Source organism: Xanthomonas campestris pv. badrii (assembly GCF_012848175.1).
GTDB lineage: Bacteria > Pseudomonadota > Gammaproteobacteria > Xanthomonadales > Xanthomonadaceae > Xanthomonas > Xanthomonas campestris_C.
In genome coordinates, this window is the sequence record NZ_CP051651.1 from 1644924 (window position 1) to 1659932 (window position 15009).

General features: G+C 66.0%; 15 protein-coding genes. 4 read left to right on the forward strand and 11 right to left on the reverse strand.

Going from position 1 to position 15009, the window contains the following annotated elements:
* Nucleotides 1-24: 24 nt before the first annotated feature.
* The 6 genes from HG421_RS07035 to HG421_RS07060 all read right to left on the reverse strand — a co-directional run bounded on the left by HG421_RS07035 (nucleotide 25) and on the right by HG421_RS07060 (nucleotide 4178).
* Nucleotides 25-696 carry a YoaK family protein gene (locus tag HG421_RS07035; RefSeq protein ID WP_169705805.1) on the reverse strand — a complete coding sequence of 224 codons (672 nt, stop codon included), beginning with the start codon at nucleotides 694-696 and terminating at the stop codon, nucleotides 25-27.
* A gap of 6 nt (nucleotides 697-702) precedes the next feature.
* Nucleotides 703-1185 carry a hypothetical protein gene (locus HG421_RS07040; RefSeq protein ID WP_169705806.1) on the reverse strand — a complete coding sequence of 161 codons (483 nt, stop codon included), beginning with the start codon at nucleotides 1183-1185 and terminating at the stop codon, nucleotides 703-705.
* On the reverse strand, nucleotides 1185-2582 hold the full coding sequence (locus HG421_RS07045) for a PhoH family protein (RefSeq protein WP_169705807.1): 1398 nt from the start codon (nucleotides 2580-2582) through the stop codon (nucleotides 1185-1187). The genes HG421_RS07040 and HG421_RS07045 overlap by 1 nt, the downstream gene beginning before the upstream one ends.
* Before the next feature lie 82 nt (nucleotides 2583-2664).
* Nucleotides 2665-3147, reverse strand: a complete 483-nt coding sequence (locus HG421_RS07050) for a peroxiredoxin (protein ID WP_169705808.1) — start codon at nucleotides 3145-3147, stop codon at nucleotides 2665-2667.
* Nucleotides 3148-3186: 39 nt separating this feature from the next.
* Nucleotides 3187-3537, reverse strand: a complete 351-nt coding sequence (locus HG421_RS07055; protein WP_169705809.1) for a ribonuclease E inhibitor RraB — start codon at nucleotides 3535-3537, stop codon at nucleotides 3187-3189.
* A 14-nt stretch (nucleotides 3538-3551) separates the two neighbouring features.
* Entirely contained in the window at nucleotides 3552-4178 is a 627-nt protein-coding gene (locus HG421_RS07060) for a glycine cleavage system protein R (protein WP_011036914.1), read from the reverse strand.
* A 93-nt stretch (nucleotides 4179-4271) separates the two neighbouring features.
* Here HG421_RS07060 and dapA point away from each other — a divergent pair, with 93 nt between their 5' ends.
* Both dapA and HG421_RS07070 read left to right on the forward strand, forming a co-directional pair.
* On the forward strand, nucleotides 4272-5180 hold the full coding sequence (gene dapA / locus HG421_RS07065) for a 4-hydroxy-tetrahydrodipicolinate synthase (RefSeq protein WP_169705810.1): 909 nt from the start codon (nucleotides 4272-4274) through the stop codon (nucleotides 5178-5180).
* A gap of 16 nt (nucleotides 5181-5196) precedes the next feature.
* Nucleotides 5197-5715 (forward strand): hypothetical protein, encoded by a 519-nt coding sequence (locus HG421_RS07070; RefSeq protein WP_169705811.1) that lies wholly within the window; start codon nucleotides 5197-5199, stop codon nucleotides 5713-5715.
* Between the two features lie 107 nt (nucleotides 5716-5822).
* Here HG421_RS07070 and fdxA read toward each other — a convergent pair whose 3' ends face one another.
* From fdxA to HG421_RS07095, 5 genes are all read right to left on the reverse strand, one after another.
* The gene (gene fdxA / locus HG421_RS07075; protein ID WP_006453280.1) at nucleotides 5823-6146 is read right to left on the reverse strand and encodes a ferredoxin FdxA; all 324 of its coding nucleotides are present in this window, start codon (nucleotides 6144-6146) and stop codon (nucleotides 5823-5825) included.
* A 483-nt stretch (nucleotides 6147-6629) separates the two neighbouring features.
* Nucleotides 6630-7508, reverse strand: coding sequence for a 2-dehydro-3-deoxygalactonokinase (locus HG421_RS07080; RefSeq protein ID WP_169705812.1), 879 nt, complete (start codon nucleotides 7506-7508; stop codon nucleotides 6630-6632).
* Nucleotides 7505-8416 carry an SMP-30/gluconolactonase/LRE family protein gene (locus HG421_RS07085; RefSeq protein ID WP_169705813.1) on the reverse strand — a complete coding sequence of 304 codons (912 nt, stop codon included), beginning with the start codon at nucleotides 8414-8416 and terminating at the stop codon, nucleotides 7505-7507. The genes HG421_RS07080 and HG421_RS07085 overlap by 4 nt, the downstream gene beginning before the upstream one ends.
* Nucleotides 8410-9558, reverse strand: a complete 1149-nt coding sequence (gene dgoD, locus HG421_RS07090) for a galactonate dehydratase (RefSeq protein WP_169705814.1) — start codon at nucleotides 9556-9558, stop codon at nucleotides 8410-8412. The genes HG421_RS07085 and dgoD overlap by 7 nt, the downstream gene beginning before the upstream one ends.
* Nucleotides 9555-10187 (reverse strand): 2-dehydro-3-deoxy-6-phosphogalactonate aldolase, encoded by a 633-nt coding sequence (locus tag HG421_RS07095; protein ID WP_169705815.1) that lies wholly within the window; start codon nucleotides 10185-10187, stop codon nucleotides 9555-9557. Before HG421_RS07095 ends, dgoD begins: the two co-directional genes overlap by 4 nt.
* 415 nt (nucleotides 10188-10602) lie before the next feature.
* Here HG421_RS07095 and HG421_RS07100 point away from each other — a divergent pair, with 415 nt between their 5' ends.
* Together HG421_RS07100 and HG421_RS07105 are read left to right on the forward strand one after the other, a co-directional pair.
* Nucleotides 10603-11574 (forward strand): LysR family transcriptional regulator, encoded by a 972-nt coding sequence (locus HG421_RS07100; RefSeq protein ID WP_169705816.1) that lies wholly within the window; start codon nucleotides 10603-10605, stop codon nucleotides 11572-11574.
* 256 nt (nucleotides 11575-11830) lie between these two features.
* Nucleotides 11831-14758 carry a TonB-dependent receptor gene (locus HG421_RS07105; protein WP_169705817.1) on the forward strand — a complete coding sequence of 976 codons (2928 nt, stop codon included), beginning with the start codon at nucleotides 11831-11833 and terminating at the stop codon, nucleotides 14756-14758.
* Nucleotides 14759-15009 lie beyond the last annotated feature (251 nt).

Sequence of the window (15009 nt, forward strand, 5' to 3'; positions counted from 1 at the left end):
CACTCCTATCCGGAGATGTGCGCATCATCCTGTGCGCCAGCGACGCCATTGCAGGTAGCCGATATAGCCGGCACCGGTCAGGCCAGTGAGGCCGGCCGGCAGGTAGAGCGTGTCGTACCGCCAGCGCTGGAACAGCACAGTGCCGAGGATGCTGCCGCCGAGAAAGCCGCCGATGATCAACCCGCTCAGCGTCAGTCGCCGCACTTGCAGCGGGCGCCTGCGCAGCAGGTGCCCCAGGCCGATGCCCAGATCGGTGAACATGCCGCTCAAATGCGTGGTGCGGACCGCTGCGCCGCTGAAGGTGGTCGCCATCGCATTCTGCAGACCGCAGGCGCCTGCAGCGCACAGTACGCCGCCGACATGATGCAGCTTGAACAGCGCAATGGCGGCCAGCAACAGCAATGCCTCGATCAGCAGTGCCGCGCCGTAGCGCTGTCCAAGCCTCAAGGCATCGTCCTGGATGATCAGGCCGCTGAGCATGGCGCCTACGCAGAAGGCGATCAGGATGCCCCAGAGAAAGCCGGTGTCAGGCGCGCTGCCTCGCGCCAGGGCCACGCCGAGCAGGCTGGTGGTGCCGGTGAGGTGGCTGACCACCTGATGCTCCGAACCCAGGTAGCCGACCACATTGACCATGCCGGCCACGCCTGACAACGCCACCGCGCAGATCCAGACCCAGCGCGGCAGCAGCAGGCCCATCGCGCCTCAGAGGCTGGCGTTGATGGCGATTTCCGAAAACGCCCCGGTCTGCGGGTCGTACAGCGCGCCCCAGAACGCGCTGCCACCGTCGCAGACCCGGATCGCCTCCCGGGCCGGCTTGACCGGCGGATCATCGGGCAGCTTGAAGGCGTTGATGTAGATCAACTGCTGGCCCTGGATCACCACCCCCACGTACTGGCGGTCGTACTCGCGCGGTTCGGCAATGGTCGGGGTCAGCGCATCCTGGCGCGACTCCAGCAGTTCGATCTGCTGCTGGCTGGGCGCCCAGTAGCCGCTGATGCGTCCGGGCTGGCGGGCGGGGCTGTCGCGCGAGCAGGTGTCCAGCACCTGCTCGGCGATGCTCTGGCGGCTGATGATCCAGGACTGCCCGCTCTTGAGGTTGGTCGGCACCGTCGATGGTGCCTGGGTGGTCGCGCAGCCTGCCAGCGCGAGCACTGCAAGGACAGTGGCGCCGCGCAGGGTGCGCATCACAGCACCTCCGAAGCGAAGTCGGCCAGACGCGAGCGTTCGCCACGGCGCAGCGTGATGTGTGCGCTGTGCGGCCAGGCCTTGAAGCGGTCCACCGCGTAGGTCAGGCCGGAGGTGGTCTCGGTGAGGTAGGGCGTGTCGATCTGCTCGACGTTGCCCAGGCACACGATCTTGGTGCCGGGGCCGGCGCGGGTGATCAGCGTCTTCATCTGCTTCGGGGTGAGGTTCTGCGCCTCGTCCAGGATCAGATAGCGCGACAGGAAGGTGCGCCCGCGCATGAAGTTCATCGAGCGGATCTTGATGCGACTGGCAAGCAGGTCGTTGGTGGCCGCGCGGCCCCACGAGCCGCCTTCCTGGTTGTGGGTGAGCACTTCCAGGTTGTCGGTCAGCGCGCCCATCCACGGGGTCATCTTTTCTTCTTCGGTGCCGGGCAAAAAGCCGATGTCCTCGCCCACGCTGACGGTGGCGCGGGTCATGATGATTTCGCGGTAGCGCTGCTGGTCCATGGTCTGGGCCAGGCCGGCAGCCAGCGCCAGCAAGGTCTTGCCGGTGCCGGCGGTGCCCAGCAACGTGACGAAATCGATCTCCGGATCCATCAGCGCATTGAGCGCGAAATTCTGCTCGCGGTTGCGCGCGGCGATGCCCCACACCGCGTGCTGGGTGTGGCGGAAGTCGTCGACCAGGCACAGCGTGGCCTTGCCGCCGCCGACCCGCGCCACCCGCAGTTCCACCTCGTCGTCGCCGGGCAGGTACAGGTACTGATTGGGATACCAGTCCTCGTCCTCGGCCAGCACGATCTCGTAATGGGTGCGACCGCGCTCGTTCCAGCTGCGCAGGTCTTGGTTGTGCTTCTGCCAGAAATCTTCCGGCAGTTCGATCGCACCGGTGAACAGCAGGCTGAAATCGTCCAGCGCACGGTCGTTCTGGTAGTCCTCGGCGACCAGGCCGCTGATATAGGCCTTGATGCGCAGGTTGATGTCCTTGGACACCAGGATGACCGGCACATCCGGATTTTCTTCGCGCAGCGCCAGCACCGAGGCCAGGATCTTGTTGTCCGGGAGCATCGCGCCGAAGGTGCGGCCCGGATCGATCGGCTTGATCTGGAAAAACAGCCGGCCGATCGCGGCCTGGCCCTTGAGCTGGATGCCCTGCGGATGGCTCAGCAGGATGCCGGCCTGGATCTGCTCGGCGTTGGTGTTTTCCAGCAATTCGTCCAGGAAGCGGCTGACCTGGCGCGCGTTGCGGCTGACTTCGGAGGTGCCCTTCTTGGCGTTGTCCAGCTCCTCGATCACCTGCATCGGCAGGAACACATCGTGTTCCTCGAACTTGAACAGCGCGGTGGGATCGTGCATCAGCACGTTGGTGTCCAGCACGTAGATGCGCTTGCCTCGGGTCATTGGGTCTTCCAGGTGATGGAGCAGGGGCGAGCCATCACGCCTGCCGGGGCAGGGTGATGGAGGACGCGGGAAGCGAGGGGTGTCACTGCTTGGCGTGCGCCTTCAACGCGGCCAGCACGGCGTCGGCATGGCCGGCCACCTTGACCTTGCGCCATTGCTGCACGATGCGCCCCTCGGGCGAGAGCAGGAAGGTGCTGCGCTCGATGCCGAGCACCTGCTTGCCGTACATGTTCTTTTCCTTGATCACGTCGAAGGCGCGGCACAGGGCCTCGTCGCCATCGCTGACCAGCGGAAAGGCAAATCCCTGCTTGGCGCAGAAGGTGTCGTGCGACTTCACCGAGTCGCGCGAGACGCCCAGCACGGCGGCGCCGGCCTTCTTGAACTGTGGCAGCAATGCGTTGAAGTCCAGGCCTTCGGTGGTGCAGCCGGGAGTGCTGTCCTTGGGATAGAAGTAGATCACCAGCCACTTGCCGGCGTGGTCGCGCAGGCTGGTCTGGGTGCCGCCGGACAAGGCCAGCGGCAGGTCGAGGGTTGCGGCAGGAAGTTCGGTTGCAGCGTCGGTCATCGTTGCTCGGCCTGAAGGGGAGAGGCGGTCGGCGGCCGATCAGGCCGGTCCGACGTCCATCCCATCATAAGCAGCCACATGGAAGCGTTTGGCAAGTGCGTCGAACTGCGCATTGCGCTGATTCAGCGACTCCAGCGTGTGATGCTCGCGCTTGTCCACGTGCAGGAAATACGACTCCTCATCGTCGCCGTCGTCTTCGTCGCGTTCGCCGAGGAAGATGTCGATGACGCGATAGCCGTCCTGGGTCAGTTGCTCGGCGAGCTTCTGCAGTGGCTCCTGCGCAGGATCGGCGAAGAAATATTCCCAGCGCAGCGGGCCGTCCAGATTCCAGTCGGTCTCGGAGCGGATGTGGTCGAACATCTGTTTCAGCGCGGACATGGCGATGGCCATGGCGAACTCCTGCCTCAGAACTTCATCGGGTCCATGATCGCGTCGAGATTGAGGTGATCACAGAATTCCAGGAAATCATCGCGCAAGGCGGCGATGTGCATGTTGGCCGGCACGCCGATGGTCACCTGCGCCGAGAACATCTCCGCGCCGGTCTGCATCGCGCGGTAGCGGGTGCTCTGCAGGTTTTCGATGGTGATGCCCTGGCGGTCGAAGAAGTCGGCCAGCTGGAACAGGATGCCGGGCTTGTCGGCGGCGATGACCTCGACGATGTACGGCAGCAGGTTGGACTGCGCCTGCTTGGGGCCGGTGCGGTACCACACCAGCTTCAGGCCTTCTTCGCGTTCGAGGCGGGTCAGCATGGCTTCGAGCTTGGCGACCGAATCCCAGGAGCCGGTGGCCAGTGCGGTGACCGAGACGTCGCGCCCCACCGTGGCCAGGCGGGCGTCCACGAGATTGCAGCCGCTGTCGGCGATGCGGCGGGTGACGGGCAACAGGGGGGACTCCGGATGCGTCGTGTAGGCGTTGATCAGGAGGTGGTTTTCGGTCGGCGAAGGCCGGGGAGTCGAGTCGGTCAAAGGGGCTTCCGGCATTGCATCAGGCTGAATGGCCGCCCGGGCAGGCGCCCTGGCGGTGACCAGCATACTTGCCCGTGCTTTCGCGCCGCAAGTAACATGCAGGTGGTCTCAACCCGCGCCCGCGCGGGCCTCCCCACGTCACGTAAGAGCAGCAGAATCTTGTCCCTTTCCGGCATCATCACCGCGCTGGCGACCCCCTTCGGTCCCGACGGCGCACTCGACCTGGATGCCTGGCGGCGGCTGCTGGAGCAGCAGCTGCATGGCGGTGTGCAGGGAATCGTGGTCGCCGGCTCCACCGGCGAAGCCGCCGCCCTGAGCGACGACGAATACGACACGTTGCTGCGCGCAGCGGTGGCCCAGGTGGCCGGCCGCGTGCCGGTGCTGGCCGGTACCGGCCTGTCCGGTACCGCCAAGACCATCGCGCAGACGCGCCGGGCCGCGGCGCTGGGCGCGCAGTACGCGCTGGTGGTGACACCGCCGTACGTGCGCCCGACCCAGGCCGGGTTGAAAGCGCATTTCGAGGCGGTCGCCGATCAGGGCGGGCTGCCGGTGGTGCTGTACAACGTGCCCGGCCGTACCGGCTGCGACCTGCTGCCGGAGACGGTGGCCGAGCTGGTCGATCACCCCAACATCGTCGGCATCAAGGAAGCACGCAGCGAGTCCGAGCGGGTGGCCGCGCTCCTCGCACTGCGCAGCGACAGTTTCGTGGTGCTCAGTGGAGACGACGGCAGCGCCGCAGAGTCGATGTTGTCCGGCGCTGCCGGGCTGATTTCGGTGGCCTCCAATGCCTTGCCGTCCGCGTATCGGCGCCTGTGCGAGCTGGCGCGCAACGGCCAGCGCGAAGCGGCCCTGGCCTGGGACGCGCGACTGAGCGAGTACCACAGCTTCTGCGGGATCGAATCCAATCCCATCCCGGTCAAGGCGCTGTTGCAGCGCGCCGGGATCGGGCACGGCCTGCGCCTGCCGCTGCTGCCACTTTCTGCGGCGCACCAGCCCGCCGCCGACCGCCTTGCCGCCGACGCCGTTGCGTTGGAAGCGCTTTCCAGCCGCGAAATGCTCGCGGCCTGACCCAGGAGATTTATCGATGCGTCATTCCGTTTCCCCCGTCCGCGTGCTGTCGCTCGCGTTGCTGGCGACCGCCACTGTCGCTGCCACGAGCGGTTGCAGCTGGTTCCATAAGGGCGCGCGCGGCGACTATGCGCTGGCGCCGGAAGCCCGTCCGCTGGAAGTGCCGCCGGACCTGAACCTGCCCGACACCTCCGGTGCGATGAAGGTACCGACCCTGGCCTCCACCACGCAGCAGAACACCAACACGCCGCCGTCGGCGAGCGCCAACAGCGGTTTCACCGTGCCGGGCGAGCGCGACGAGGTATTCGCCAAGGTGGGCGCGGCACTGGCCGATATTCCGGGCCTGACCATCGCCAGCAAGGCGCAGATGCTGGGCTCCTACGACGTCAGCTACGAGGGTTCCAGCTTCCTGGTGCGCGTGGTCAAGGTCGAGGCGGGCAGCTATGTGTCGGCGGTGGATCCGCGCGGCATGCCGGCCACGGCGGCAGCGCCGGTGGCGGTGATCTCCTCGCTGAAGAGCAAGCTCGGCGGCTGAGTGGTTACAGCACGGCCGGACAGCAAAACGGGCGCTTCAGGCGCCCGTTCTGTTTTGCAGTGCTTGCGGTGGGGGGCTGGCGGAGTGCGCGCTCGCCGACGGCGGCCTCAGCGCTGCAGCAGCGGCAGCTTGTTCGGCTTGCCATCCCATTCGGCGGCATCGGGCAGCGGTTCCTGCCGCACGGTTAGCACCGGCCAGGCCTTGGCAAGCTCGGCATTGAGCGCAACGAAGCCTTCCTGGCCAGCCGGTACGTCGTCTTCCGGATAGATCGCGTTGGCCGGGCATTCCGGCTCGCACAGGGTGCAGTCGATGCACTCGTCCGGGTCGATGACCAGAAAGTTCGGGCCGACGTGGAAGCAATCCACCGGGCAGACCTCGACGCAGTCGGTGTATTTGCACTTGATGCAGTTTTCGGTGACAACAAAAGGCATGGCGGAATCCGGCGTTTAGCCTGTCAATTCTAAAGCAGTCGGGGGACGGCTGTGGAGTTGGTGATCTTTGGGAGTGGCACGCGATTTTTCGGTGCGGCAGCTGCGTACCGTCCTGCGCAGGTGGTGCCTGTCGGTTGGTGAGGTTGGCTGGCGGCGGTGTGCGCCTTGAGCGGTATTGGGTGAGTTCGTCGAGTTGGCTGTCTGCCGCCGTACCCTCGCCCCAACCCCCGCTCTGCGCCCCGGCCCGCGCCCGCGGCGCTGGCGCTCCAAGGCACACGCGCCAGTGGCGCGTAAGCCGTGCCTTCTCGCCCCGCAGGGAGAGGGGCCTTTATTCCTTCTCCCATCGGGAGAAGGTGGCGCGCTAGCGCCGGATGAGGGTACGGGCGAAGCCTCGTGCAGCTGGAAAACACGGTGGCTACCTCCGTACCCTCACCCCAACCCCTCTCCCGTAGGAGAGGGGCTTCTTGTTCCTGGTTTTTTCGGTCAGACCAGTCCGCGCTGCCTGGCCAGCGCGAACAACCCTGCCGCTGCCAGGTCTTCCGGATGCAGCTGGCTTTGGACGCCCAGATGCTGCAGCGCCAGCGCGTAGCGCTGCGCCAGCGCGGGGCTACCGACCAGGTGCACGGTGGCGTGCGTGCCGCGGTGCTCGCGCAGTTCGTGGCCGATCAACAGGCCGGACAGGTACGAGGGCAGGGCCTGTGCGCTGAGGCGATCGAACAAGCCCAGCGTGCGGGTGCCGAACAGGTGATGGCTCAGCCCGCCCGGTTCGGCGCTGCGCTCGATGCCAAGCAGGAACGCGGGCGCGTCGAGCTCGGCGTGGGCGTCGGGGATCAGCTTGCCGAGAATGCTGTGCTGGCAGAGCACTGCATACAGTTCGCCGGTCATGACGGTGGCGAAGTCGGTCAGCTGGCCGTTGGCGAGTGTGGCCCATTTGCTGTGCGTGCCCGGCAGGCAGGCCACGTGGTCGCCCTGGCCCAGGCTGGCGAGCAGGCCGGCCAGCTGTGTCTCCTCGCCGCGCATCACGTCGGGCACGCCGGTCCGCTCGCCGGTGCTGACGCCGGGCACGAACCACAGTGTGCGGCCGGGCAGCAGGTCGTCGTAGCGGCGCATGGCCGCTGCCAGGGCCGCAGTGTCGGCCGGGCAGGGCAGGTAGGCCTGTTCGACCCAGCCATTGCGGCTGCCGATCATGCCCGACAGCAGGACCGGGCCCTCCCAGTCAGCGATCAATGCGCTCAGCACGTCGGCGAAGCGTCCCTGGCAGGCGAGGATGCCGTCGTTGCCGCGGCGTTGCTCCAGCACGGTGCCGGTCGCGTCGAGCAGGTAGGCGCGCAGGCTGCTGGTCCCCCAGTCGATGGCGATCATGCGCTGGCCACCCGGCTTTCGGGCAGGCCGGCGATGGCGAGGTCGCACACGAACAGGCTGCCGGCTTCGGGCATGCGCGCGAGTTCTTCGGCGCTATGGTCCAGGCGCGAGGAGATCACATGCAGGCGATCCAGCGCCGCGCCGCCGAACGCGCTGCAGGTGGGGTGCTTGATCGGCAATTGCACGATGCGCTCCACGCTGCCGTCGGGGCGGTAACGCACCACGCGGCAGGCGCGCCATTGCGCATTCCACAGATGGCCTTCGCTGTCGATGATCGAGCCATCCGGTTCGGCGTCGTCGCGATCCAGGGTGGTGAACACGCGCGTGTTGCTGGTCTGCGCCGTCTCCGGGTCGTAATCGCAGCACAGGATCTGCGGGCGCACCGAATCGCAGTAATACAAGGTGCGGCCGTCGAGGCTGAAGCAGATCGAGTTGGGAATGGACACGCCCGGCAACGGCAGCGCACGCAAGCCGTGCCGCAGCGAAAACTGGTAGAACGCGCCGCGCGCAGCCTTGCTGTCGTGTTCGTCCATGGTGCCGAACACCAGGTTGCCATGCCGGTCGACGCGGCCATCGTTGCTGCGGGTGAGCGGGTTGTCCGCCTCCACATCGGCCAATTTTTCGAATGGCAGCGCGTCGGCGTCGGTGGTGTCCGGATCGACCACTCCCACTGCCTTGGCCAATGCGACCAGCACGCGGCCATCGTCCATCAGGCCCAGGCAGCCCGGGCGATCGGGCAGTGTCCAGTAGCGCGATTGCGCCGTGGCCGGATGATGTCGCCACAGGCGCTTTTCAACGATGTCGACCCAGTACAGCGCCTGGCGCTGTTCGCACCACAGCACGCCTTCGCCGTGCGTGCAGCGGCTATCGACCGCCAAAACGGCGGTGTGCTCGGGCGTGCTCACCATTCGGCGATGCTGCCATCGGCATGGCGCCACACCGGGTTGCGCCAGTCCGGCGGGTTTTCGTTTGCGCGCTTGAGCATGTCTTCGTCGATCTCCACACCGAGCCCGGGCTTGGGCAGGGCGGCGATACTGCCATCGACACACTGAAAATCGTCTTTATTGACGACGTAATCGAGCAGGTCGGCGCCTTCGTTGTAGTGGATGCCGATGCTCTGTTCCTGCAGCACCGCGTTGTGCGAGACGAAGTCCACGTGCAGGCAGGCGGCCAGCGCGATCGGGCCGAGCGGGCAGTGCGGGGCGAAGCCGACGTCGTAGGCCTCGGCCATCGCGGCGATCTTGACGCACTCGGTGATGCCGCCGGCATGCGAGAGATCCGGCTGCACCATGCCGATGCCGCCGGCGCACAGCACGTTCTTGAATTCGAAGCGCGAGAACATGCGCTCGCCGGCGGCCAGCGGAATCGAGGTGCTCGCGGCCAGGCGCGGGTAATACTCGGCCTGTTCGGCCAGCACCGGTTCTTCGACGAACAGCGGCTTGAACGGTTCCAGTTCGCGCAGCAGTGCCTTGGCCATCGGCGCGCCGACGCGGCCATGGAAGTCGATGCCGAAATCGATGGCGTTGCCGAAGGTTTCGCGGATTTCGGCCACCTTGACCACCGCCGCATCGACCGCGCGCGCGCTGTCGATGAGCTTCATTTCCTCGGTACCGTTGAACTTGAAGGTGTCAAAGCCCAAGGCGCGGTAGTCGGTGATCTGCTGGATGATGGCGCCGGGGCGGTCGCCGCCGACCCAGCGGTAGGTCTTCATGCGATCGCGCACCAGCCCGCCCAGCAGCTCGTACACCGGTACGCCCAGTGCCTTGCCCTTGATGTCCCATAGCGCCTGATCGATACCGGCGATGGCGCTCATCAGGATGGCGCCGCCGCGATAGAAGCCGGCGCGGTACATGGTCTGCCACAGGTCGTTGATGCGTGCCGGATCCTTGCCGATCACATAGCCGGCCAGTTCGTGCACGGCCGCTTCCACGCTGCGCGCGCGGCCTTCGATGACCGGCTCGCCCCAACCGGTGATGCCCTCGTCGGTTTCGACCTTGAGGAACAGCCAGCGCGGTGCAGCGTGGTAGGTGGTGAGGCGGGTGATCTTCATCCTTGCAGTTCCTGGTAGGCCTGCACGAACGCGCGTGCATGCGTCTGGGTTGTTTCGAGGGATTGGCCGGGTTTGTACAGTTCGCCGCCGATGCCGGCACCGGCAGCGCCCTGGGCCATGAAGCCGGCCAGGGTCTGTGGGCTGACGCCGCCGACCACGTAGACCGGGATGTGGGTGGGCAGCACCGAGCGCAGGGCGCGCACATGTGCCGCGCCATAGGTGGCCGCCGGGAACAGTTTGAGGATGGTGGCACCGGCGTCGATGGCGTCGAAGGCCTCGCTGGCGGTGGCAAAGCCGGCCACCACGGTCAGCCCGCGCGCCACTGCATGGCGGATCAGGCTGGGGCGCGTATTCGGGGTGACGATGAAGCGCGCACCGATGTCGGCCAGGATGTCCACGTCTTCGTTGCGCAGCACGGTGCCGGCACCGATCCAAGCGCGCTGGCCATAGGTCTGCTGGGCCAGGGCGATGCTCTGCTCCCAGCGCGGCGAATTGAGCGGAATCTCGATCGCATCGAAGCCGGCGTCGATCAGCGCGCCGACGTGGTCAAGCGTTTCTTCCGGGGTAATGCCGCGCAGGATGGCGACCAGGGGCAGGGCGAACAGGCTGGCGGTGGTGTCTGAGGTCATGCGGTTACTCGCGATAGAGCGGAAAGCGGCCGTTGGCGACTGGGTGGCCGGCAACGTCGGGGGAGCTTGCGCAACTGCGCAGGCGACAGGTCGCCGCCAATGCGCAATCCGGGGAGAAAAACGAAGTGCGGTGGCAGCGCCGCGATGCAATGCCGATGGGCACGCCCGGGCATGCACAAGCATGCCGCTACGGCTCGCAAGTGGCCGGCATAGTGCGGTCATCGTCGTCCACCTCCGCGTTCATGGCGTGCGTGTCAGCGCCTGATCGAGGCGGGTCACGTCTGTTCTGGCCGCGCCCGGGAGGTAGGGGCTCCTGCTGCGGCGAGCGCTAGCCTCGCGCGGTGAGATATGTGCGGCAAATGAAATTTTCGGCATATTCTATTCCTCCGATGAATACACGGCCGCAACCGCACCCATGGCAAATTCCGGTACTCCCTGGTTCAACGCAGCTCGCCTGAAAACCCGTCAGCTGCTGCTGCTGCTGCATCTGCACGAACAACGCTCGGTGCTGCGCGCGGCCGAGGCCGCCAGCATGACGCAACCGGCCGCCTCCAAGCTGCTGGCCGAGATGGAGGACATGCTGGGAGTGAAGCTGTTCGAGCGGCATGCCCGTGGGGTCGAGCCGACCTGGTACGGGCATGTGCTGATCCGGCGCGCACGCGCGGCGATGTCGGAAATCGGCCGTGCCCAGGAAGAAATTGCGGCGTTGCGTGCCGGGCGGATGGGGCAGGCATCGATCGGCACCGTGGTCAACCCGGGGACCAACCTGGTGCCGCAAGCCATTGCCGAGGTCAAGCGCGAGTTTCCGGACATCCTGGTGCGGGTGGAGATGGACTACAGCCGTCCGCTGGTGGCCAAGTTGCTGGATGGCCAGCTGGACATCGTGATTGGCCGCATCCTGGGGCCGGAAGGGGTGGGCGAGCTGGAGTTCGAGCCGCTGGCCGACGAGCCGCATTCGGTGATCGCCCGCGCCGGCCACCCGCTCGCCAGCCGCGCCGGCCTGCAGCATGCGGACCTGGTGCGACACGGCTGGATCCTGCCGCCGGCCGACAGCGTGCTGCGCGCGCGGCTGGACTCGATGTTCATGGAGCACGGCGTGCAGACGCCGACCAATGCCATCGAAACATCCTCGCTGCCGGTGACCTCCACGCTGCTGCGCGGCACCGACATGCTGACCGCCTTGCCGGTGGAGTCGGTGGCGCCGCTGATCCAGGCCAAGCTGCTGACCGTGCTGCCGATCGAGCTGGGCGTGCGGATGGAGTCGTTCGGCATCATCCGTCGGCGCGATTACATCCTCCCGCCGGGTGCCGAGCGCATTTTGCAGGCGCTGCGCACCACCGCCAGGCGGCTGTACCCGGCCCTGCGCGGGCCGGAATCCCTTGCTTAACAGACTCTTCCATTTCTATTCCGTGGGGTAATACCAGCCTGTGAATTTTTCATTGGCTGGCGCTAGACCGTGCGCCTATATCTGTGCGCCAGATCGCACGCTGAAGCGCACGTGAAGTCGGGCAGGTGATCGGCGGCCAAGCCGCCTTGCAGCAGTGAGAGGAACGGGCGCCAGCGCCTGTCCCGCACGATCACGTGGCGCGCCTTGCGCCGCGACAACCAGTCTTCAGTCGTCTTGCGTCCTGGGAGGGATTCAGATGTCCAAGTTTTCAAGCCATGCCCCGGCAGGAACGGGCGTGCGCGCGCGTTGTATGCCGTTGCGTCGTTCGGCCATGGCCATCAGCATCGGGCTGCTGCTCGCTGCGCCGGCGTATGCCCAACAGGCCGCGTCCCAGCAGAACGCACCCTCAGGCAACGCCAGCAGCGCGGTCGATCTGGACACGGTGGAGGTGCGCGGCGTGCGCGCCAGCCTGATCAAGTCGCAAACGATCAAGCGAGACGCCGCGCAGATCGTGGATTCGGTCAGTGCCGAAGACATCGGCGCGCTGCCTGACCGCAGCGTCACCGAAACCCTGCAGCGCGTCAGCGGTGTGACCATCGACCACTTCGCCGCACGCAGCGACCCCGATCACTTTTCGGCCGAAGGCAGCGGCGTGATGATCCGCGGCCTGACCCAGGTGCGCGGCGAGCTCAACGGCCGCGACATCTTCAGCGCCGCCAGCGGCCGTGGCCTGAGCTTCGAAGACGTGCCGGCCGAACTGATGGCCGGCGTGGACGTGTACAAGAATCCTTCGGCGGAAATCATCGAAGGCGGTCTGGGCGGTACGGTCAACCTGCGCACGCGCATGCCGTTCGACAACCCGGGCCGCATCGTCGGCGGCAATGTCGACGTCAACTACGGCGACATGAGCAAGAAGTACAAGCCGTCGGCGTCGTTCCTGTTCAGCGACCGCTGGCAGACCGGTATCGGCGAGATGGGCTTCATGATCGACATCGCCCATTCGGAACTGGCGACCCGCTCGGACGGCATCCAGGTCGAGCCGTATGTGCGCCGTACCGACGATGCAGTGCTGGCCGGCAGCGGCCGCAGCGAAGTGTTCGTGCCGGGTGGGGTCAACTGGCGCCAGCTGGATTTCGAACGCAAGCGCGACGGTATCGCGGCTGCGTTCCAGTGGCGGCCCAGCGACCAGACCGAGATCTATGCGCAATACCTGCGCTCGCGCTACGACATGAACTGGCAGGAGCGCGCGGCGTTCTTCAACGACAGCAACAACAGCATCAGCCCGGCGCCGGGGACAACCTTCCAGTACGACCAGGACGGCGTGTTCCAGCGCGGTTCGCCGGTGTCCAACTCCTGGCGCGGCCTGCTGACCGGCGACGGCGTGCGCTTCAATACCGACAACCGCTATTCGGACCAGCAGACCACCACCTCCGACCTGTCGGTGGGTTTCACCCATTACTTCAACGACAACCTGCAGATCAAGGGCGATGTGCAGCTGGTGCAGTCGGAAAACGACCAGCTGGACTTCACCGTGTTCAGCGCGACCTATCTGCCTGGCCTGACCTATGACGTCTCGGGCAAGTATCCGACCGTACAGATCGCCAACCAGGGCTTTACCCAGGATCCGTCCAACTACTTCTGGGCGGCAGCCATGGATCACCTGGGCAACAATCGTGGCCGCCAGCTGTCCACCCGTGTGGACCTGGAATACACCTTCCAGGACAGCAGCTGGCTGCGCTTTGCGCGCTTCGGCATGCGCGCCACCGACCGCAACCAGATCAACAAGAACTCCGGCTACAACTGGGGCGTGCTGTCGGACAACTGGGCGGCCATCCCCGGTAGCGCCAATGGCCTGGCCAACATGTCGCAGTACCTGCCGAACGAGTCCTCGCAGTTCACCTTCTCCAACTTCTTCCGCGGCGGCGTGAACGTGCCGACCACCTTGATCGTGCCCAATGGCGGGCTGGTCCGGAACTACGGACGCGCATCGGATCTGCTGCAGCAGCAGATCGTGGCGCTGCGCGGGTGGGGCTGGGCACCGGATACCTATCAGCCGCAGGACACCAACCGGCAGTTCGAGCGTACCCAGGCCGCCTATGCGGCCCTGTACTTCGGCAACGAGGAAGCGCTGGGGGTGCCGGTGGACGGCAACGTCGGCGTGCGGATCGTGCAGACCAAGACCCAGGCCGAAGGCTTCGGTCAATTCCAGGATCTGTCCGGCCTGAACGTGTCGCCCGAGCTGCAGGCGCGCTACACCGGCCAGTATTTCGACAACAACTCGCAGGGCAGCTACACCAACGTGCTGCCCAGCCTGAACCTGCGCGCGCGTTTCACCGACAGCCTGCAATGGCGCTTTGCCGCATCCAAGGCGATGGCACGCCCGGATTACACCCAGCTGCAGCCGTATGTGCTGCTGAACGTGGAAACCGACGACGCCGGCAACGCCACCAACTTCGTCGGGACTGCGGGCAACCCGACCCTCAAGCCGATGCGGGCCAATCAGTTCGACACCGCGCTGGAGTGGTACTTCGACACCAGCGACATGCTCTATACGACGCTGTTCTACAAGAAGGTCAAGGACTACTTCTCCACCCAGACCCGCGCCGAGACCTACGACAACCGCCAGTGGCTGGTGACCCGGCCGTACAACACCGACGAAGGCACCATCCGTGGCGCCGAAGTGGGCTACACGCAGTTCTTCGACAGCCTGCCGGGCTGGATGAGCGGCTTCGGCGTCAATGCCAACTTCACCTTCGTCGACAGCAAGGGCGGCGCCAATACCGCCATCGATCCTTACACCCGGACCACCGTGGAGGGTGTCGACCTGCCGCTGGAAGGCCTGTCGCGGCGCAGCTACAACCTGGCCGGCATCTACGAGAAGGGGCCGTGGTCGTTGCGCCTGGCCTACAACTGGCGCTCGCGCTACCTGTTGACCACCAGCGACGCGGCGACCCGCCTGCCGACCTGGGCCGACGACTATGGTCAGCTCGATGGCTCGTTCTTCTACCGCTTCAACGCGCATCTGCAGCTGGGCATGCAGGCCAACAACCTGACCAACACCGAGACCAAGGTGTTGATGGGGCCGACCTCGTATGCCGATGGCGAAGTGGATACCCGGTTGTACACGCGCAGTCGGTTCGTCAACGACCGGCGCTATTCGCTGGTGCTGCGCATGAACTGGTGAGTGCGCGCTGTCACGCCTCGACTGTGAAGCGAGTTGCGCAGTCGAGGCCGTTTTCTGCCGACTGGTAGGGATGGCCCGTAATGCCGGCCCGCCAGGTTTTACGCAATTGCTATAGTTTTAACGAATAGCTTTCCAGGAATATTTCATTGGTGTGGCATGACGACCGCACCCTATGCTCCCGCCGCAGCCGCAGGTCTGCCCGCCAGGGCGACCACCCATCCGCACTGCCGGCAACGGCCGGATGGCAGATG

Bases quoted from the DNA above. Each gene is read 5' to 3' on its own strand.
- HG421_RS07040 (WP_169705806.1), bottom strand. From the start codon at position 1,185: ATGCGCACCCTGCGCGGCGCCACTGTCCTTGCAGTGCTCGCGCTGGCA.
- HG421_RS07105 (WP_169705817.1), top strand. From the start codon at position 11,831: ATGTCCAAGTTTTCAAGCCATGCCCCGGCAGGAACGGGCGTGCGCGCG.
- HG421_RS07080 (WP_169705812.1), bottom strand. From the start codon at position 7,508: ATGATCGCCATCGACTGGGGGACCAGCAGCCTGCGCGCCTACCTGCTC.
- HG421_RS07060 (WP_011036914.1), bottom strand. From the start codon at position 4,178: ATGCTGGTCACCGCCAGGGCGCCTGCCCGGGCGGCCATTCAGCCTGAT.
- HG421_RS07035 (WP_169705805.1), bottom strand. From the start codon at position 696: ATGGGCCTGCTGCTGCCGCGCTGGGTCTGGATCTGCGCGGTGGCGTTG.
- fdxA (WP_006453280.1), bottom strand. From the start codon at position 6,146: ATGCCTTTTGTTGTCACCGAAAACTGCATCAAGTGCAAATACACCGAC.
- HG421_RS07095 (WP_169705815.1), bottom strand. From the start codon at position 10,187: ATGACCTCAGACACCACCGCCAGCCTGTTCGCCCTGCCCCTGGTCGCC.
- HG421_RS07045 (WP_169705807.1), bottom strand. From the start codon at position 2,582: ATGACCCGAGGCAAGCGCATCTACGTGCTGGACACCAACGTGCTGATG.
- HG421_RS07085 (WP_169705813.1), bottom strand. From the start codon at position 8,416: ATGGTGAGCACGCCCGAGCACACCGCCGTTTTGGCGGTCGATAGCCGC.
- HG421_RS07100 (WP_169705816.1), top strand. From the start codon at position 10,603: ATGGCAAATTCCGGTACTCCCTGGTTCAACGCAGCTCGCCTGAAAACC.
- dgoD (WP_169705814.1), bottom strand. From the start codon at position 9,558: ATGAAGATCACCCGCCTCACCACCTACCACGCTGCACCGCGCTGGCTG.
- HG421_RS07070 (WP_169705811.1), top strand. From the start codon at position 5,197: ATGCGTCATTCCGTTTCCCCCGTCCGCGTGCTGTCGCTCGCGTTGCTG.
- HG421_RS07050 (WP_169705808.1), bottom strand. From the start codon at position 3,147: ATGACCGACGCTGCAACCGAACTTCCTGCCGCAACCCTCGACCTGCCG.
- HG421_RS07055 (WP_169705809.1), bottom strand. From the start codon at position 3,537: ATGGCCATCGCCATGTCCGCGCTGAAACAGATGTTCGACCACATCCGC.